We start from the raw sequence: 19,213 nt of genomic DNA on the forward strand, positions 1-19,213 counted from the left end.
CACCAGATATTTATTAGTTATCTGGTGGCTGTTTTTTCTAATTGTCCAATGATTTTAAAAAGCCACTAACTGCCTCCACTCCAAACAATAACGCCTCTTCGTTCGGTTCAAACTTGGCAGAATGAAGGCTATAGGGACTTGCCACGCCTAACCAAAACATCGTGCCTGGGACTTTAGACAATAGATAGCCAAAATCTTCACCTGTCATTGCAACCGGTGCTTGTTGAAATTGAACTGTTGCTTGTTTGCTCATGTATTCAATAAAATTCGTGGTACATGCGGGCTCATTCACTACAGGTAAATACCCTTTCTGATCAAGATGAACAGTTACTTCACATTGAAAAGATTGCGCAATACCTTCACTAATTTCGCGAATTCTTCGCTGCGTTTGTTCATTAGTTTCTGCTGTCAATGTGCGAATTGTACCAGATAAAGTTGCTTCTTCGGCAATCACATTGCAGGCAGTCCCTGCATGAAAAGTCCCAAAGGTAACGACTGCTCCGACCACAGGATCAACATTTCGACTAACGATCGTTTGTGCTTGCTGAATTAAATTTGTGGCCGCCAAGACCATATCATTTGCTTGATGTGGAAAAGCCGCATGTCCACCTTTTCCTTTTAAGGTAATGTTCACTTCACAAGTGGCAGCAAACAACGTCCCTACTCTGGTACTGATAGTTCCGACTGGCAAATCAGGATTAACATGAAGCGCATAAAATTCATCAGGTAACCATTCACCAAACGCGTGATCTTCATACATCAGCATCCCCCCTGCTTCATTTTCTTCAGCAGGTTGAAATAAAAATAAAAAGTTATTGTCTGGTTGCTGTTGACTTAATTCTTTCAAAACCCCTAAACCGATTGTCATGTGAAAATCGTGTCCACAGGCATGCATAAACCCTAGTCGTTTTGATTGAAAAGCAGAAACCACTTCCTCTTGAATAGGCAAACCATCAATATCAGCACGCCAGCCGATGGTTTTCTGAGGATTTTTGCCTTCTATGAAGACTAAAATCCCCGTTTGCCATGTTCGAACTTGCAGATAAGGTTGCTTCATTTTATCAATTTCATTAAGTAAAAAGGCTTGTGTTTCCTTTTCTTCTAAACCGATTTCAGGTATTTGATGTAGTTGCCGTCTAATCGCAATTAATTCTTCTTGCTCCACAAAAGCCACTCCTTCATTTTTGGGGTAATCGAAAGCCGCCATGAAGAAGTTTCTTCATCGCGACTGACTAATTTATTTTTAGAGTTTACGTAATTCTTCTAAAATCTCTGTTTTACTCTTGGTTTTATCATCAATTTGTTTAATTACTTTTGCTGGCACGCCTGCGACAACGGTATGCGCTGGAACGTCTTCCACAACTACTGCCCCAGCAGCCACAACGGCACCTTCACCAACACGAACCCCTTCTAGTACAACCGCATTCGCTCCAATGACAACCTCGTTTTCAATAACCACAGGTGCGGCACTTGGTGGTTCAATGACACCAGCTAAAACCGTTCCCGCGCCAATATGACAATGTTTCCCTACAGTTGCACGACCGCCTAAAACAGCGCCCATATCAATCATAGTCCCTGCACCAACGACGGCGCCAATATTTAGAATAGCCCCCATCATAATCACCGCTTGATCGCCAATTTCAACTTTTTCGCGAATCAAAGCACCTGGTTCAATCCGAGCATTAATGTCTTTCAGATCAAGAAAAGGAATTGCTGAGTTACGTGCATCGTTTTCTACAACATAATCCTCAATTTTTTCTTTGTTTGCTTCTAAAAAAGGTTTTACGTCAGCCCAATCGCCAAACAATGTTCCAGTTTTACAATTATTAAAGACCTTAATTGTTTCCGGAAAAGTGACTTCTTTTAATTGCCCTTTCAATGTTACTTTAACAGGCGTTTGCTTTTTGGCATCGCCAATATACTGAATAATCTCATATGCGTCCAATCACAGCACTCCTTTACTTCGTGTTATCATACAGAATAACGCATTTATGAGAAAAAAGTAAAGAGTTTCTTGCGTTTTATTTAAATTACTTTCATTTCTTCTTCTGATTTAGGCAGAACAAGATGATGTTTTTCTAACTCATGTGCCATATGGTTGACCGCTTTTAAAATTTCTTTGCGTGTAATGATGCCCTTAAAGCGTTGATTATCATCAACCACTGGTAAAAAAGAAGCATCTACTAATAAATGTAACACTTCTTCTAAATCCCACGATTCACCAATTACAGGAACATTGACTTCCATTACATCGGCCACAGTAAATTCATTCAATTTTTCAAAATCCACTGAAGTCAAATCAAACATTTTATCTACAACGTCTGTCAAGCCGATTAAGCCAACAAAGCGATCTCCCTTATCTAACACAGGAATCTTGGAATAGCGAACTTTCGATAAGACTAATGCCGCGTGACTTAACGGATTTAAACACATTACATTGGCGACATTTTCGGCAGGTACTAAAAACGTTTCTTGTTTTTCTAATAATAATTCTTTTACAGCAGTCCCTATCATGATTGGGTTGCCTCCATTTCTAATTCTTTAACACGTAACTTATTGTACCTAATTCTGCGGAAAAAGTCTTGGAATTCGCAAATTCTTCATAACTTAACAAACGAAAATTAACGTTTTGTTCTATTCTCCCCCAAAATAAGAGAACGCTTTCTTAAAAAAATAAAAACTTAGTTGTCCCATCACAGACAACTAAGTTTTTATAAAGGACCAATTAATCAGTCAATTATCCTTCTTTTTCACACGATTCATCACAGCCATCACTGACCATAATAAGCGGAAATCCCATGTTTTCTAAGATAGTGTTTATCCAATAAAAAATGATCAATTGGTTCAACATCTGGGTTAATTGTTTCCGTCAAACGTGCCATTGAACAGATTTCATCTAAAATCAAACTGTTTTCAACTGCTTTTTCCGGAGTCATTCCCCAAGTAAATGGGCCATGTCCATAAACTAACACTCCTGGAACTGCTAAAGGATCTAGTTCTTGTTCATGAAATGTTTCAACAATGACTTTGCCAGTCTCTTCTTCATAGTTTTCTTTAATTTCACTTTCAGAGAGCGCTCTTGTGCAAGGTACAGCGCCATAAAAAGTATCCGCATGGGTGGTACCGTAAGGAGGTAAGGCTCGCCCTGCTTGAGCCCACGTAACACTATTCAGGGAATGCGTGTGCGCAATCGCTCCAATTTCTGGCATTTTTTGATAAAGATAAAGATGCGTGGGTAAATCAGAAGACGGCTTTAAAGCATTGGTTTCCAATAGTTGTCCGTTTAAATCAGTCACTACCATCTGTTCCTTGGTCATTTCTTGATACTTGACGCCGCTTGGTTTAATTACGATAATCCCTAGTGACCGATTGATTTCACTAACATTGCCCCACGTTAATTTGACTAAGCCCAGTTTTGGCAAAGCCAGATTCGCTTCATAAACACGTTGTTTCATTGCTTGGATGATCGCTTTATTGTTCATAATAACCCACCTCTGCTAATTTGGGATAGAGATACTGCTGCGCGGCTTGAATTTTTTCTTGAAAATTCAAATCCGTTTCATTCCACATTTCAATTAAAAAAGGACCACTATAGTTTAACCGCTTGAGTGTTTTCAATAAGCCTGTAAAATCAACACAGCCTTCTCCAAAAGTAACTTCCCGAAACTTGCCTTCAAATGTGTCTGTTACAGCGAAGGTATCTTTTAAGTGAATAGCAGCGATTTCAGCAATTCCCTTTTCAAGCTCAACCGCCGGATTATTTTCCGGCCAAGCAGACAAATTACCTAAATCAGGATAAACATGCAAAAAAGGAGACGGAATTTGTTCCTTAATTTCTAGAAATTTTTGTATGCTATTCATAAAAGGGTCATCCATAATCTCAACAGCCAGAATGACACCGTATTGTGCAGCTTCCTCAACGCCCTTTTTCAGACCTTGAAGAAAAAATTCCCTTGTTTCGGCAGTTTTTTCTTCGTAAAAGACGTCATAGCCAGCTATTTGAATCACCCGTATGTTTAATTGATGAGCCAAACGAATCGCTTGAGATAAAATTTCCCGTCCTTTTTCACGTGTTTCTTTATTTAAAGAGCCTAAAGGGAACCGCCGATGACCACTTAAACACAAAGAATGGATAAAAAAATCTTCTTTCACCATTAATTGAGAAAGTTCTTGTAACTGGCTTGGTGTCCAAGCCAATCGTGCTAAACGTTCATCGGATTCATCAATTGACATTTCTAAAAAATCAAACCCTAACTTTTTGGCCCATGTTAATCGTTCTGCCCAAGTTAAATTTTGCGGGAGTGCTTTTTCATACAGTCCAATTCGTGCCATTTTATCACTTCCAAATCTGATCGATTTTTTTTTGAAAATCTTTGGCTGCTTGTTCAGGATTTTTTGATTCAGTAATCCCACGGCCCGCAATAAATGTTGCAACTGCCATTGTTTGAAACAATTCAAGCGTTTCGACAGTTAAACCACCTGTGACGGACACTTCAAAGCCTAAGTCAATTAGTTCTTGAACTTTATTCAAATCTTTCTCTCCCCAACTGCCGCCAGCTAAAAGAGCATCTCTACTTTGATGATAAATCACCTGATTAATCCCTAATTCTCGCCATTGTCGAGCTTGTTGCATTGTCCAATTTCCATATAGTTCTACTTGTAATTCTCGGACTTCTTTTTGAGCTGCAGCCATCGTTGGTAAGGTGGCGCAACAAATGACCGTCATGAAATCAGCGCCTGCTTGTGCGACATTACGAGCAACTGTACCGCCCGCATCAGCACATTTTGTATCAGCAACAATCGTTTTATTAGGAAACATGCGTTTTAAACAACGAATTGCTTTTTGGCCTTCTTGTAAACACAAAATAGTGCCAACTTCGATAATATCGACAATTTCTCCGACTTTCATACAATCTGCTAAAGCGTCTTCTAAGCTATTATGATCTAAAGCGATTTGTAAGTTTGGTCTTTTCATCTTTCTCCTCCTTTTATTCAGATTTTTGATAATGCTCTGAAGCCATATATTTTTCTTGAATTTCTTTTGCAGACATTACATTTTTAATGCCAATCACTGTGACTCCACGTTTTTCTGCTTGCTGAAACATTTGTAAAAAATTGACTGGAGTAAAAACAACGTCGTATTGGCTAGCAGAGCTTTTTCCTTCTGAAATGGCGCAATGATGAATTTTTGTAATCGGTACACCTAATTCTTTCATTGCTTTTTCAACACTCCGCATCATCATTAGACTCGTGCCAGAACCATTGGCACAGGAAACAAGTATTCTCATTTCAAATTCCTCCTTTAATTCTCTTGAAATTTTTTAGCATATTGTTCATAATCATTGACAATCATAAAGTAACCTTCTGGATTTTTCCGATACTGAAGTTGCGGAATTATTAGTAACCCAATCACCACCACTGCTACGCCAACATAGCCTAGAACTTTCATAATAATTGTAAATAACGGCCAAGCTGTCGCCCAATCGAACATGCCCAAATAACCGCCATATTGAGATAATCCAATCCATGTAGCAAATAAAGCTGAGCCACCTACTTGGATTAAACCTGAAAGGAAGGGGAATAAACAAGCAGCTTTTACTCCGCCACGATTATTTGCATAAACAGCTATGACAGCGTTATCAAAAAACAATGGGATAAAACCCGCAATAACGATTGTCGGAGACTTTAATAGAATCAGTAAGCCAATCATTAAAAACTGGCCTAATGCGCCAAAGAGAAACCCAATTGTTACTGCGTTGGGCGAGCCAAATCCGAAAGTCGCTGCTACGTCAATCCCAGGAACAGCGCCTGGTAAAATGGTATTTGAAATCCCTTGGAATGACTGCGTCAACTCGTCGACAAAGGTTCTAACGCCTAATTGTAAGATAGCTAAATAGACAGCAAAATTTAATGAAGTGGTCATGATATAAAAGAAGAAACTCTGCCCTTCTTGCATAAATTTAGCTTGAATTAAATAATCTTGTCCCAAAACAAGCAAGATAATGCCAAAGAAAAAGAGCATCAAAATGGACGTAGCAACCATATTTTCATTAAAAATGGATAGAAATCCTGGTAATTCGATATCTTCCAATTTTTTATCGACCTTCTCTGAACGATGTTTCTTTTGATCACGTTTTTTCAACCATTCTGCTAATTTTGCAAAAATAAATATGCCAAACATTTGTTGATGGGCTACCGCAAAACCAGCACCTTCTGTTAATTCTTGCGTAATCCCTACCGTTAAATTTGAAGCAACTGCCCAATAACACCCAAGAATTAAGCCCATAAAAATTAGTACTTCGATTCTACCTAAGTTAGGAAAACAAAAGAGTAAAATCCAGAAAGCGGTAGCTGCTTGTTGAATCTGAACATTCCCTGTTGTAAAAACGGCTCTCAATTTTGTATATTTTTGAAAACGAACCAACAAAATATTCATAATAAATGCAATCAATAACAAAATCATCACATCACCAAAGGTTCGTCCAAAGGTTTTCATCAATCCTGCATCGACTGCATTTTGCCCGAAATATGGATCGGTAACCATCGCCTGTAAATTAAATCGCTCTTTCAAGCCTACTAGAATAGGGCGAAAATTATTAACCAAACCACCAGAACCAACACTCAAAATAAAATAACCAACTGTCGCTTTCAGAAAACCTGCTAAACATTCATAAAAGGGCCTCCGTAACAAGAGATAACCTAATAACACGATGAAACCAATCAAATATGCTGGCTGTGTTAAAACGTTCGTAGCAAAATAAGTCCAACTATTTAACAAGAACTCCCCCATTGATTTTTCCCCCTATAATTGATATTTCTCCATAACTTCTTTAAAATCCATTAGCGTGTTTGTTTCTAACAAGTCAGCAATCACGCCATCCGTCATCAATAAATCCATCAATTGCTGAATATTTTCCAGATGTTCGGCGGGATTTTGGGCTGCCAATGTAAAAAATAATGTTGCTGTTTTTGCTTCTTGATCGCCAGCAAAAGTGACTGCTTGCTTAAATTTTGTAAAAGAAATGGCCGTTCCAAAAACGCCTGCGCTTTCCTCTGATGAATGTGGCATGGCTACTTCAGGAGCAATGATGATATAAGGTCCAAACGTTTCGACACACTGGATAATCTCATCGACGTAACTCTGATCGATGATGTGTTTTTGGAGTAAAATCAAACAACTTTCCTGAATCGCCTCTTGCCAACTAACCGGTTCTTTATCAGAGTAATGAATAAGCTCTTGCTCCCAAAAATAAGTTAACATTGTACATCCAGCCTTTCTTACAAGAATGAAGGAAATGGTGTATCATTTTCTTTAACAAAAACATCATCAAAGCCACGATCAAAGTTAAATTCTAAGTTGTCTTTGTCATCTGGATAAACAAATTTGCCACCCACTTGCCAAATATATGGTTTAAATTGATAATGTAAACGATCTTTTTTAAATTTCCAAATTTCCATGATTTCTTTTGGATCCGCCATAAAATTAGACCAAATATCATAATGAACGGGAATGACTACTTTCGCATTTAAAGATTCTGCCATTCTCAACATATCAACAGAAGTAATTTTATCCGTGATACCGCGAGGATTTTCGCCATATGCTCCTAAGCAAACATCAATTGCATATTGATTACCATGTTTCGCAAACAAGTTAGAATAATGAGAGTCTCCGGCGTGATATACCGTACCACCTGAGGTTTCAAATAGATAATTGACAGCTAGTTCATTCATGTCCTGAGGCATTTTACCTTTAAATGTATTTTCAGGATCATCAGAAGTAATTAGCGCGGTTCGATCAAAAGCTTCCAAGGCCACTACATTCACATCATTCACTTTTATTTCTTGACCAGGCTCTATGACCCGTGTTTTTTCTGCCGGAACACCCCAATGCTGCCATGTTTTCACTACTTCTTTTGGACCAATAAATAGAGCCTTAGGACAATTTTGATGAACAGCAGCAGCTGTGTGAATATCCAAATGGTCTGAATGAATATGTGTGACAACTAAAGCATCTACCTCTTTTATTTCAAAAGGATCAATCACAAAAGGTTGTGTTCTTAAATTAGGTTGCATTTTTTGGCAACCACTCATGCGCATCATTTGATGGCCATTTTTCATTAAGCCGTTCCCGTGCGTTTGTTTTCCTGTTCCACACCATAAATCACATAAAATATTCGTGTTCTCATGCGTTTTCAGCCAAATGCCTGTACAACCAAGCCACCAAAGTGCAACCGTTCCTTGAAGCACAGTTGTCTGATTAATTTCTTCGTTTAAATAAGTGCCCCATTCTGGAAATGTCGCCTTCAACCAACTTTCTTTTGTAATTTCATGAATCGATTTGCTCATGCTACCACTCCTCTTCTCAAATGATTGTGTTATGCTTTATAAGAAAATCATAGCCGCAAAAAATCACAATGAAAACCCTTTTATATGATTGTTTGCACTTTTAATGATTCTTTTACGTGTTTTGTTTTCCTATGAGTTATACTATTTCATGGGGGACCGTGTCCAAAAAAATAACTAAAGGAGGTTGTATTACTTGAAAAGTTCATTAGAAACCATTGAAAAAAGGCAACAAAACATTCTCGCGCTGCTGCAAAAAAACAAACAAATGACTACCTATAAATTAGCAGATGCTTTAAATGTTTCCTTAAGCACAATTCGTCGTGATTTAAATGTCTTAGAAACTAAGAATGACATCATTCGAAAATATGGGTATTGTATTTACAACGACCAAAATCAGAAAGACTTTGATCAATCAGGACCGGAGTTATTAAAACAAGCCATTGCTCGTGTTGCTTGTAGCTATCTAAGTGATTATGATACCGTTTTCATTAATTCAAGTTCCACTGCTTTGAATATTCTCCATTATTTAAAGGCCGATCATCTGACCATCGTAACGAATAATTTAAAAATTGCCACCAAGCCTCATGTTTCTCAATACAATTATATTTTGACCGGAGGTGAATTACGTTTTCCCAAAGAAGTTCTGGTAGGAGATATTGCCATTAACACAATCACCGCAACGCATGCCGATGTTTGCGTAATTGGCTGTAGCGGGGTCAGTTTAGAACATGGCGTCACTACAAAAATTTTCAATGAAGCAAAAATTAATGAGCTTATGATAAAACAAACAACAAAAGTAAAAATTCTGGTCGCGGACCATCGAAAAATCGGCTTGACTTCTAAATTTAAAATTGCTGATATTACCGCTTTTGATTGTTTGATTACAGACAAACATTGCTCATCAACTTTAATTACAGAACTTCGTAAGACCGGCTTAAAGGTTATCCAAGTTGACTAAAAAAAGAGCGTAGGACAAAAATCCAAAAGAGATTTTTGTCCTACGCTCAAAATTTGATAAATAAAAAAGGAGCACTTATTTCTTAACATTCACTTACTTCGTAAACGTTGCCTTTAATCGTTCCAACGGTTGGTGCTCTTTGTTATAGTACTGAACGAGATATTGTTCAGGTGTACTTTCAATTATGGCATATGTTTTCTCTTGAACTGGTCCACGAGGTAAACGAATACTTCCCGGATTAACAAAGAGAATGTTATTGTGTCGCTCTGCACCAAGTACATGAGTGTGACCAAATAAGGCAATTGTCGCTCCTGCTTCTTCCGCTTGTAAAGCAAGTGTCGTGAGCCCCATTCTAACATTGGCCAAATGACCATGTGTCATATAAATAACTTGATCCCCCACTTTTTTAGTCACAGTTTTGGGAAATTCATCATAAAAATCACAATTTCCTTGGACTACAATTAATTTCTGCCAAAGTTCATCTGTCGGTTCTAATTCAGAATCACCACAGTGAAAGAGTGCATCGACTTGTCCTTCATAATGATTCACTAAGTCAACTAAACAGTCACGGTCGCCATGATTATCGCTTACTACCAAGATTTTCATACGTTTCAACTCCTATTTTTTTAGCCATTCTTCCCATTGTTCTTTTAATTTTGCCACTGCTTGTCCACGATGACTAACTTTATTTTTCTCTTCTCCAGACAATTCAGCTGCCGTCTTACCAAGCTCTGGGACATAGAAAAGTGAATCGTACCCAAAGCCTCCTTCACCACGAGGAATCGTGCCGACTTCTCCGGGCCATTCAGCTTCGACCACCAGACTTTCTTTCTTTGGTTCAGCAAAAACCAATGTACAATGGAAACGCGCTTGTCTTTTTTCTTTTGGCACGCCCGTTAACTCATGCAATAGTTTCGCATTATTTGAAGCATCGTTAGTTGGTTCACCAGCAAAACGAGCAGAATAGATTCCTGGCATTCCCCCTAACGCATCAACAATTAATCCTGAATCATCTGCTAATACTGGTTTCTGTAAAATTTCTGCAATTGTTTCAGCTTTTAGACGAGCATTTTCTTCAAATGTTCGACCAGTTTCTTCTACATCTGGCAAATTCGGATAATCTAATAACGTCTTAACCGTATATCCTTTTTCACCAAAAATTGAACTAAACTCTTTCGCTTTACCAGGATTTCTAGTTGCAATGACAATCACTTTCTCTTCTGAATCTTGCGAAGGGACTTCTTCAGAGGCTAAAGCATAAAGCGCTTCTTTCTGATACGCAATTAATTCCTCAATCCCTGTTTTTCCATAAAAGAGCATGGCATTTAACTCATCTCCTGAGAAGGTAGCTTCTTCACCCGTTCCTTGAATTTCCACAAATTCACCAGACTCGGTCATCACGATGTTCATATCCACTGCAGCATTCGAATCCTCTGCGTAATCTAAGTCCAGCACACAATAACCATCGGGTAAAATGCCCACGCTGACAGCTGCTAAATGCTCTTTAATCGGGTCTTCCGCTAGCGCACCAGTCATCAATAAATGATTAACTGCTAAGCGTAGAGCAACAAAAGCGCCTGTAATACTAGCAGTACGGGTTCCACCATCTGCTTGAATCACATCACAATCGACAACAACGCTCCGTTCCCCTAACTTTTCTAAGTCAACAACAGCTCGCAATGACCGCCCAATCAAACGTTGAATCTCCATTGTTCGCCCTGTTAATTTTCCTTTCGCACTTTCCCGAATATTTCTTGTGTTCGTCGCGCGAGGGAGCATGCTATATTCAGCTGCTACCCAACCTGTTCCCCCGCCTCGTAAAAATGGGGGAACCTTTTCTTCGACAGTGGCTGAGCAAATTACTTTTGTATCGCCAAACGAAATAACCACCGAACCTTCTGGATGTTTAAAAACATTGGTTTCAATAGTGATCTTTCGCAATTCTTTTGGTGCACGACTATCATGTCTAATCATTTTCGTTTCCTCCTAAGTGAATCTGTTGTGCTTTTAAGTTCTCTATACCAAGCCAACTGCTTGCAATCTCTTCAAACATTTTTGCAGAACCAGTTGTATAAAATTCATGGGGCTGTGTAGGCGCTTCAGGCGTATGGGCAATGTCAAAATAATCGAGAAGCATGCTAACTTCGCCAACTGTTTCGGCTCCTGAGTCAATTAATGTCACATGATTTCCCATCACATTTTGAATCACCGGACGTAACAACGGGTAATGGGTACAACCTAAAATCAACGTATCAAGTCCTTTTAATTGTAATGCTTGAAGGGTTTCTGCCACAATTTTTTTGGCTACGGAAGAACGATATTGATTGCTTTCAACAATGGGGACAAATTTAGGGCAAGCTAAACTAGTCACCTCAATTGCTGGTGCCTTACTTTTAATGGCGATTTCATAGGACGCACTTTTGATTGTCCCTAACGTACCTATGACACCAATTTTGTTATTTTTTGTGACTTTAACGGCTGCTCGTGCGCCAGGTAAAATAACACCGACAACTGGAATTGGCAAGGCAGCTTTAATTTCTTCTAATGCGACAGCCGTCGCGGTATTACATGCGATTACTAGCATTTTTATTCGTTTTTTCAATAAAAAATCGGCCATTTCCCAAGTAAACTGAACGACTTGTTCGGCTGGTCGTGGGCCATATGGGCAACGGGCTGTATCTCCTAAATAAATTAATCGTTCATTTGGTAATTGTTTTAGCGCTTCCTTTAAAACAGTTAATCCACCAACGCCAGAATCAATTAATCCAATGGCTTCTTGATTGCTCATTCTCATCCTACCTTTGCCTTTTATTCACTGCCTTTATTTTCTACTTTTTAAGGACTATTGTCAATTTTTCCTGTTTTGCTCTCATTTATTTCTTTTTTTGAAGGAAATCTTTTTCGATTAAAAAACTAGTAATTCATTTTTTTGTATGTTATAATTCCTAACATTGAGAATACAATTAGAAATACATTTGGTTAATTTAATTTAAATAACACGTTTCTCACCGAATCCTCTGTTATCTTTTCTACCAAATGATTGCAAAGGAGACTGCCTATGATTTCTTTAGAACATGTAAATAAGTATTTTGGGGAGCATCACGTTTTAAAAGATATTACTTTAAATGTAGAACAAGGAGAAAAAATTGTCATTATCGGACCCTCTGGCTCTGGCAAAAGTACATTAATTCGGTGTATGAACCAATTGGAAAAAGTCAATGATGGTTCCGTCGTAATTGATAACATTGACATCACCAAACCGAAGGCACCCATTCAAAAGGTTCGCCAGAAAGTTGCCATGGTCTTTCAAAATTTTAACTTATATGCTCACAAAACGATTATTGATAATTTAACGTTAGCACCGATTAAAGTGATGGGCGTTCCCAAAGAAGAAGCGGTTCGTACTGGCATGGAGTATTTAGAACGGGTCGGCTTAGCTGATAAAGCTTCTGCTTATCCTTCGCAGCTTTCTGGCGGGCAGCAACAACGGGTCGCTATTGCTCGTGCCTTAAATATGCATCCTGAGATTATCCTTTTTGATGAACCGACTTCGGCACTTGATCCAGAAATGATTCAAGAAGTTTTAGATGTAATGGTCGATCTTTCCAAACAAAATATTACCATGGTTTGTGTCACACATGAGATGGGCTTTGCTCGTCAAGTGGCTGACCGTGTAATCTTTATGGACCAAGGAGAGATTATTGAACAAGGAACACCTGAACATTTCTTTACAAGCACTGAAAACCCTCGTGCAAAAGAATTTCTAAGCAAAATTATTCATAACGGGTAATGAATAAAAAAACAAAAAATTGGAGGAATGAACAATGAAAAAACAAAATAAATGGCTAGCTGGACTCTCCTTACTTGTATTAGCAGGCATCATTGTTGGCTGTGGTAGCGGCAACAATGACTCAACTTCCAAAAGTGCTTCATCAAACAAAACGGTCACAGTAGAACAATTAAAAAAAGCGGGGAAAATTAAAGTAGGTGTCAAAGAAGACATTCCTAATTTTGGCTATATGAATCCTGATACAAATAAAAATGAAGGAATGGAACCAGATATTGCACGCTTGATTGCGAAAGAAATTACCGGCAGCGAAGAGAATGTGGAATTTGTGGGCGTGACAGCGAAAACGCGCGGTCCCCTTTTAGACAATGGTGAACTAGATATGGTAATTGCTACATTTACAATTACTGATGAACGTAAAAAGACTTATAATTTTACAACTCCCTATTATACAGATGAGATTGGTTTCCTTGTGCGCAAAGAGGATAACTTCTCCAGTATGAAAGATTTAGACGGAAAAACAATCGGCGTTGCACAATCTGCTACGACAAAAGAAAACTTAGAGAAAAAAGCGCAAGAGGAAGGAATCAAATTTACTTATCAAGAATTAGGTTCCTATCCAGAATTAAAAACAGCGTTAACTTCTAAACGAATTGATGCATTTTCAGTGGATAAATCAATCCTATCTGGCTATGTGGATGGCAAGACAGAAATTTTAAAAGATGGTTTTTCGCCACAAGAATATGGAATTACCACAAAGAAAGCAAATACTGAATTAAATGATTATCTAAATGGTTTAATTGAAAAATGGGAAAAAGACGGCACACTAGAAAAAATTTATCAAGACTGGGGCTTAAAAAATTAATCATTCCTAAGACTTGAAGAATCAAAAATTTTAGGAGGGATTTTTATGTTTTTGTTAGCCAATATTTCCTGGCTTGAAGAAGGGCCATTTGCCTTATATCGTTGGGAGGCTTTATTTCAAGATTGGCGAATTTTTGGTCAGGCTTTTCTCTATACTATTCTGCTTTCTTTAGGAGCGATCTTAGTTGCCTTTGCTTTAGGTATTTTCTTTGGCAGTTTATCAGCGACCAAAAGTAAACTTTTACACGCAATTAGTCGTGTCTATGTAGAATTTTTTCAAAACACACCTTTGTTGATTCAATTTATCGTAGTCTATTATGGCTTTCCTCTGCTAAGCCCGCTGCTTTCATTTTCTATTACTACGATTGCCATTCTGTGTGTAGGCTTCTATCATGGCGCCTACATTTCTGAAGTGGTTCGCTCAGGAATCGGAGCTGTTCCAAGAGGGCAATTTGAAGCGGCTTACTCCCAAGGATTAACGTATGGTCAAACGATGCGGTATGTGATTTTACCACAAGCATGGCGGATTATGTTACCGCCTTTAACTAATCAAGTCGTGAATCTAATTAAAAATACGTCAACAGTTGCCATTATTTCTGGCGCTGACGTAATGTTTGCTGCCAATAGTTGGTCGTCTGTCAACTTGAACTACATTCCCGCCTTTGCGCTCGCTGGTTTCTTATATTTCATTCTTTGCTTCCCATTAGCGAATTTGGCTAGAAAAATGGAAGAAAAAAATAAGAAAGCATATAGTAGATAGGAGGAAAACAGATGCCTTTTTCAGAAGAAATGCGTCAATTACTGACAGCAAATAATTTTCAATTTCTATTTAACGGCTTAAAATTGACGCTCTATATTTCCTTCGTCTCAATTATTTTGAGTACGATTTTTGGCACCATTCTAGCCGTTTTGCGAAATCAAACCAATGGACCACTGAAGTTACTTGCCAGTATTTATGTAGAAGTAGTGCGTAATATTCCAAACTTATTGTGGATTTATGTTATTTTTTTGATTTTCAAAATCAAATCCACACCTGCTGGAATTGTGAGTTTTACTGTGTTTACCACCGCTGCTTTAGCGGAAATTATTCGTGGTGGTTTAAATGGGGTCGATAAAGGGCAAATTGAAGCGGCACGTTCTCAAGGGTTTTCAAATTGGCAAATTCTTTATCATATTGTTTTGCCTCAAGCCATTCGCAATGTTTTACCAGCGATCGTTTCTCAGTTTGTTACTGTCATCAAGGATACAAGTTTCTTGTATTCCGTAATTGCTTTACAAGAACTCTTTGGCAAATCTTATATCTTAATGGGGCGCTACGCACAAACAGGACAAGTATTCACTATTTACGGAATCGTCGCCCTAATTTATTTCATTATTAACTTTAGTATCTCACAATTTTCACGTTGGCTATCACGAAATTGGGCGAAAAGTTATTAATGTAGTTAAAAACAGGAGGCTGAGACAAAAGTGTTTAGCTCAAAGAAATAAGAAGGAATTTCCGAAAATTGTTCTTTAATTTTTGGAGAATTTCGGCTTATTTCCGAAGGAGCTGCTTTTGTTCAGCTGATTATCTTAAGATTTAGAAAGTGGGGCATAAGTCATTTCGACTTATGCCCCACTTTCCTGTTTTTATTTTATCTTACTTCTACTTGATGTTTTTCAATTAGCGCTTTTTCAACTTTTTCCATTGAACGGTTAATTTCTTCATCCACTAATGTCGCTTCTGCATTAACGAAAGTTAAACTATACGCCATTGATTTTTTGCCAGCGCCTAGTTTTTCACCTTGATATACATCAAATAAATGAATCTCTTTCAAATATTTACCTGCGTTATCTGAAATAGTTTTAACTAGTTCTTGATTGGTAACTGTTTCATCGACTAATAAAGCAATGTCTCGAGAAACTGCTGGGAATTTAGAAACTGCTTCATAAGTAACCCCGCCTGCTTCTGTGGCTACTAATTGTTGCAAGTTTAATTCAGCAACATATGTTTCTGGAATATCGTACGCTTTCGCTGTCGTTGGGTGAACTTGTCCGACAAAACCAACCACTTCACCTTCTAAATAAATCCATGCTGTCCGGCCTGGATGCATTTCTGGAATCGCCGTTGTCGCTTGATAACTGATTTTTTCTGTTAATCCTAAAACAGCTACAATACTTTCCACTAAGCCTTTTACTGTATAAAAATCAACGGCTGTTGCTTTTGTTTGCCAATCTTTAACCATTGTATTACCAGTTAAAGCAAGTGCTAAGTGATTTTCTTCTGTAGGTAAATTTTTTGTTGGATCTTCTGTTTGGTAGAAAACGCGTCCTACTTCGTAGAAGGCGATATTATTATTTTTACGTGCCACATTGTATGCGACATCATCTAATAAACCAGAAATTAAGTTCATACGTAACACAGAACGCTCTTCACTCATTGGCCATTGCAAACGTGTTGTTTGACTTTCTTTCATCATAAATTGACGGGATTTTTCTTCTGTTGTCAACGCATAGCTGATGGCTTCACTCGTACCATGACCTTCCAGTGAGCTCTTTAATTGGCGCGTAACATGTTGTGCTTTGGTTAGACTTCCAGCAACTGTTTCTCCACTTGGCAATGTTGAAGGTAAATGATCATATCCATAAATGCGCGCCACTTCTTCAATAATATCTGCTTCAATCGCAATATCCCAACGTCTTGGTGGAATCGTAATTTCATAGGCGCCTTGATTTACTTCATAAGCAAAACCGAGTGCTTCAAAAATTTCATTCACCGTTGCTTCATCTAATGCAGTACCTAAATATTGGTTGATTCGTTCTAAAGTCACAGCTACCTGTGCTTCTTTAACGGCTACTTCAGAACCAACTGCAGTGCCTGAGACCACTGTTCCGTTGGCTAACTCTGCAATCATCGCGGCTGCCACATCACAAGCTAGCCCAACTGTCGCTTGGTTGATGCCTTTTTCAAATCTACTTGAAGATTCACTCCGTAAATTGAATTGTTTAGACGTTTTGCGAATAGACAATGGATTGAACAATGCCGCTTCTAAAGCCACAGTTGTTGTTTCTTGACTGATTTCAGAATTAGCCCCACCCATTACACCGGCTAAGCCGACAGGCGTTTTTCCATTCGTAATGACGATATTTTCTTCTGTTAATTGACGTGTTTCACCATCTAATGTAATTAGTTCTTCTGCTGCTGTTGCTCGACGAACCAAGATTTCTTTACTATCTAATTTTTGGTAATCAAATGCATGCAATGGTTGACCAAATAATAATAAAATATAATTTGTCACGTCCACCACATTGTTAATCGGACGGATTCCTTCATTCATCAATCGATTTTGCAACCACTGAGGACTTTCTGCAATCGTCACATCTTTAATAACACGAATTTGATACGCTGGCGCATCTTGTGAATCTTCAACAGTTACTGTTACGTAATTTTCCACGTTATCTGAAGCATCTTCTTTGAGTTCGGGATCATTAAACTGAGGCGTTTGACGATAAATTGCGCCAACTTCATAGGCTACCCCTCTCATACTTAGTGCATCTGCACGGTTTGGTGTAATTGATAATTCAATAATCGCATCATCCATGTCTAAATAAGGGAAAACAGGTGTCCCATTCACTGCTTCTTGAGGTAAATAATAAATTCCTTCAGCGTAGGCTTTTGGTACGACATTATCTGAATATCCTAGCTCTTCTAACGAACAAATCATTCCGTTAGAAACTTCGCCACGCATTTTACCTTTTTTAATTTTTTGATTTCCTGCAATTCTTGAACCAGGTAACGCTACGATGACTTTAATTCCTGCTTTTACATTTGGTGCTCCACAAACAATTTGTGACAATTCTTCTTCACCGATGTCTACTTGGCAAATTGATAAGTGGTCAGAGTTTGGGTGAGGAACACATTCTTTTACTTCACCGACAACAATTTTCTTTAAGCCTTCTTCAGGTACAGCAACGCCCTCAACTTCGATACCTGTCACAGACATTTTGTCCGCTAATTCTTGCGGAGTAACGTTTGAAAGATTAACATATTCATTTAACCATTTATAAGAAACTAACATTTTTCAACTACTCCTTTACCTTGAATTGATTTAAGAAACGTAAATCATTTTGATAAAAATTACGGATATCATTTACACCATAACGTAACATAGCAACGCGATCTGGTCCTAAGCCAAAGGCAAAGCCTGAGTACTCTGTTGGATCAATCCCTGACATTTGTAACACATCTGGATGAACCATCCCCGCACCTAAAATTTCAATCCAACCTGTATGTTTGCAGACGTTACAACCTGCGCCGCCACATTTAAAACAGCTAACATCTACTTCGACTGAAGGTTCTGTAAAAGGGAAATAGCTAGGACGTAAACGAATTTTACGATCTTCACCAAACATTTTTTTCATCATGACTTCTAACGTCCCTTTTAAATCACCCATTGTGACATTTTTATCGACAACAAGGCCTTCAATCTGATGGAATTGGTGACTATGTGTCGCATCATCTGTATCACGACGGAATACTTTCCCAGGAGAAATCATTCGTAATGCACCTTTTGAAAAATCGTGTTTTTCCATTGTTCGAGCTTGAACTGGTGAAGTATGCGTACGAATTAACATCTCATCTGAAATATAAAACGTATCTTGCATGTCGCGTGCCGGATGATCTTTTGGTAGATTCATGCGTTCGAAATTATAGTGATCCGATTCTACTTCGTATCCTTCCACTACTTGATAACCCATGCCTAAGAAAATATCTTCAATCTCTTCCATAACTTGTGTCAAAATATGACGTGTACCTTGAGGCATTTGTTTTCCAGGTAAAGTTACATCTAAACTTTCTTCTTTTAGTGCCGCATTTAACGCTTCGTTTTCTAAAACAACTTTGCGCGCTTCAATTGCTTCGGTTAATAAATCACGAATTTCATTTGCAAAGCCCCCCACCACTGGTCGTTCTTCTGGTGAAAGGTTTTTCATGCCTCTTAGTACTTCGGTGATTGGCCCTTTTTTCCCTAATGTTTCTACGCGAATTTGGTTTAATTCTTTTAAAGTAGCAACTTGTGCGATTTCTTTGAGCGTATTGTCTCTAAGAGCTTCTAATTGCGCTTGTAATGTCATTATGCGTTCCCCTCTATCTTTTATTTAAACTAAAAAAAACGATAACCCATTCCTTTCAAAGGAACGAGCTATCGTGTTACCATCCTAATTCATAACAAATTGTTGTCATGCACTCATTTCATTTAACGGCAATTACCGGTTTGCTT

20 protein-coding genes and 1 other annotated feature (1 of these 21 cut by a window edge) are annotated in these 19,213 nt (G+C 38.2%); of the genes, 5 read left to right on the forward strand and 15 right to left on the reverse strand.

The window, feature by feature from the left end:
- Positions 1–37: 37 nt before the first annotated feature.
- The 10 genes from HMPREF2810_RS11840 to ulaG all read right to left on the reverse strand — a co-directional run bounded on the left by HMPREF2810_RS11840 (position 38) and on the right by ulaG (position 8,346).
- Entirely contained in the window at positions 38–1,207 is a 1,170-nt protein-coding gene (locus tag HMPREF2810_RS11840; protein ID WP_025192212.1) for an N-acetyldiaminopimelate deacetylase, read from the reverse strand.
- Between the two features lie 36 nt (positions 1,208–1,243).
- Positions 1,244–1,945, reverse strand: a complete 702-nt coding sequence (gene dapD, locus HMPREF2810_RS11845; RefSeq protein ID WP_002358012.1) for a 2,3,4,5-tetrahydropyridine-2,6-dicarboxylate N-acetyltransferase — start codon at positions 1,943–1,945, stop codon at positions 1,244–1,246.
- Between the two features lie 80 nt (positions 1,946–2,025).
- A complete protein-coding gene (gene cbpB / locus HMPREF2810_RS11850; protein WP_002382126.1) occupies positions 2,026–2,514 on the reverse strand; it encodes a cyclic-di-AMP-binding protein CbpB in 489 nt (162 codons plus the stop codon).
- A 257-nt stretch (positions 2,515–2,771) separates the two neighbouring features.
- Positions 2,772–3,482: an L-ribulose-5-phosphate 4-epimerase gene (locus HMPREF2810_RS11855; protein ID WP_002382125.1), complete on the reverse strand. Its 711-nt coding sequence runs from the start codon at positions 3,480–3,482 to the stop codon at positions 2,772–2,774.
- Positions 3,472–4,332, reverse strand: a complete 861-nt coding sequence (locus tag HMPREF2810_RS11860; RefSeq protein WP_002382124.1) for an L-ribulose-5-phosphate 3-epimerase — start codon at positions 4,330–4,332, stop codon at positions 3,472–3,474. Before HMPREF2810_RS11860 ends, HMPREF2810_RS11855 begins: the two co-directional genes overlap by 11 nt.
- A 4-nt stretch (positions 4,333–4,336) precedes the next feature.
- Complete coding sequence (locus tag HMPREF2810_RS11865) at positions 4,337–4,975, reverse strand: 3-keto-L-gulonate-6-phosphate decarboxylase UlaD (RefSeq protein WP_002381985.1); 639 nt, start codon at positions 4,973–4,975, stop codon at positions 4,337–4,339.
- Between the two features lie 13 nt (positions 4,976–4,988).
- Positions 4,989–5,288, reverse strand: coding sequence for a PTS sugar transporter subunit IIB (locus tag HMPREF2810_RS11870; protein WP_002382122.1), 300 nt, complete (start codon positions 5,286–5,288; stop codon positions 4,989–4,991).
- Between the two features lie 14 nt (positions 5,289–5,302).
- On the reverse strand, positions 5,303–6,790 hold the full coding sequence (locus tag HMPREF2810_RS11875) for a PTS ascorbate transporter subunit IIC (RefSeq protein ID WP_002366460.1): 1,488 nt from the start codon (positions 6,788–6,790) through the stop codon (positions 5,303–5,305).
- Positions 6,791–6,802: 12 nt separating this feature from the next.
- The gene (locus tag HMPREF2810_RS11880; protein WP_002382120.1) at positions 6,803–7,261 is read right to left on the reverse strand and encodes a PTS sugar transporter subunit IIA; all 459 of its coding nucleotides are present in this window, start codon (positions 7,259–7,261) and stop codon (positions 6,803–6,805) included.
- A 17-nt stretch (positions 7,262–7,278) separates the two neighbouring features.
- Positions 7,279–8,346: an L-ascorbate 6-phosphate lactonase gene (gene ulaG, locus HMPREF2810_RS11885; protein ID WP_002382118.1), complete on the reverse strand. Its 1,068-nt coding sequence runs from the start codon at positions 8,344–8,346 to the stop codon at positions 7,279–7,281.
- 193 nt (positions 8,347–8,539) lie between these two features.
- Between ulaG and HMPREF2810_RS11890 the strand changes: the two genes are divergently transcribed.
- Positions 8,540–9,304: a DeoR/GlpR family DNA-binding transcription regulator gene (locus HMPREF2810_RS11890; protein WP_002382117.1), complete on the forward strand. Its 765-nt coding sequence runs from the start codon at positions 8,540–8,542 to the stop codon at positions 9,302–9,304.
- A gap of 93 nt (positions 9,305–9,397) precedes the next feature.
- Here the strand turns inward: HMPREF2810_RS11890 and HMPREF2810_RS11895 are convergent, their stop codons facing one another.
- From HMPREF2810_RS11895 to racE, 3 genes are read right to left on the reverse strand one after another with little or no spacing between them, the layout of a single operon-like run.
- Complete coding sequence (locus tag HMPREF2810_RS11895; protein ID WP_002381991.1) at positions 9,398–9,910, reverse strand: metallophosphoesterase; 513 nt, start codon at positions 9,908–9,910, stop codon at positions 9,398–9,400.
- Between the two features lie 12 nt (positions 9,911–9,922).
- A complete protein-coding gene (gene rph, locus HMPREF2810_RS11900; RefSeq protein ID WP_048942454.1) occupies positions 9,923–11,278 on the reverse strand; it encodes a ribonuclease PH in 1,356 nt (451 codons plus the stop codon).
- Entirely contained in the window at positions 11,271–12,098 is an 828-nt protein-coding gene (gene racE / locus HMPREF2810_RS11905) for a glutamate racemase (protein ID WP_025192211.1), read from the reverse strand. Before racE ends, rph begins: the two co-directional genes overlap by 8 nt.
- A 264-nt stretch (positions 12,099–12,362) precedes the next feature.
- Here racE and HMPREF2810_RS11910 point away from each other — a divergent pair, with 264 nt between their 5' ends.
- Genes HMPREF2810_RS11910 through HMPREF2810_RS11925 form a run of 4 tightly spaced genes read left to right on the forward strand, consistent with a single transcriptional unit; the run spans position 12,363 to position 15,392 of the window.
- Positions 12,363–13,094, forward strand: coding sequence for an amino acid ABC transporter ATP-binding protein (locus HMPREF2810_RS11910; RefSeq protein WP_010715101.1), 732 nt, complete (start codon positions 12,363–12,365; stop codon positions 13,092–13,094).
- Positions 13,095–13,128: 34 nt separating this feature from the next.
- The gene (locus HMPREF2810_RS11915; RefSeq protein WP_002360586.1) at positions 13,129–13,956 is read left to right on the forward strand and encodes a transporter substrate-binding domain-containing protein; all 828 of its coding nucleotides are present in this window, start codon (positions 13,129–13,131) and stop codon (positions 13,954–13,956) included.
- 45 nt (positions 13,957–14,001) lie between these two features.
- Positions 14,002–14,715, forward strand: a complete 714-nt coding sequence (locus tag HMPREF2810_RS11920) for an amino acid ABC transporter permease (protein ID WP_002366455.1) — start codon at positions 14,002–14,004, stop codon at positions 14,713–14,715.
- Positions 14,716–14,726: 11 nt separating this feature from the next.
- Complete coding sequence (locus tag HMPREF2810_RS11925; RefSeq protein WP_002384721.1) at positions 14,727–15,392, forward strand: amino acid ABC transporter permease; 666 nt, start codon at positions 14,727–14,729, stop codon at positions 15,390–15,392.
- 197 nt (positions 15,393–15,589) lie between these two features.
- Here the strand turns inward: HMPREF2810_RS11925 and pheT are convergent, their stop codons facing one another.
- Positions 15,590–18,013, reverse strand: a complete 2,424-nt coding sequence (gene pheT, locus HMPREF2810_RS11930; RefSeq protein ID WP_010715100.1) for a phenylalanine--tRNA ligase subunit beta — start codon at positions 18,011–18,013, stop codon at positions 15,590–15,592.
- A 7-nt stretch (positions 18,014–18,020) separates the two neighbouring features.
- Positions 18,021–19,067 carry a phenylalanine--tRNA ligase subunit alpha gene (gene pheS, locus HMPREF2810_RS11935; RefSeq protein WP_002358034.1) on the reverse strand — a complete coding sequence of 349 codons (1,047 nt, stop codon included), beginning with the start codon at positions 19,065–19,067 and terminating at the stop codon, positions 18,021–18,023.
- A gap of 56 nt (positions 19,068–19,123) precedes the next feature.
- Positions 19,124–19,213 (reverse strand) — a binding site (T-box leader) (it continues 129 nt past the right edge of the window).

Origin of the sequence: Enterococcus sp. HMSC078F03 (assembly GCF_001811595.1) — a bacterium.
In the GTDB taxonomy this organism is placed as follows: Bacteria; Bacillota; Bacilli; order Lactobacillales; family Enterococcaceae; genus Enterococcus; species Enterococcus faecalis.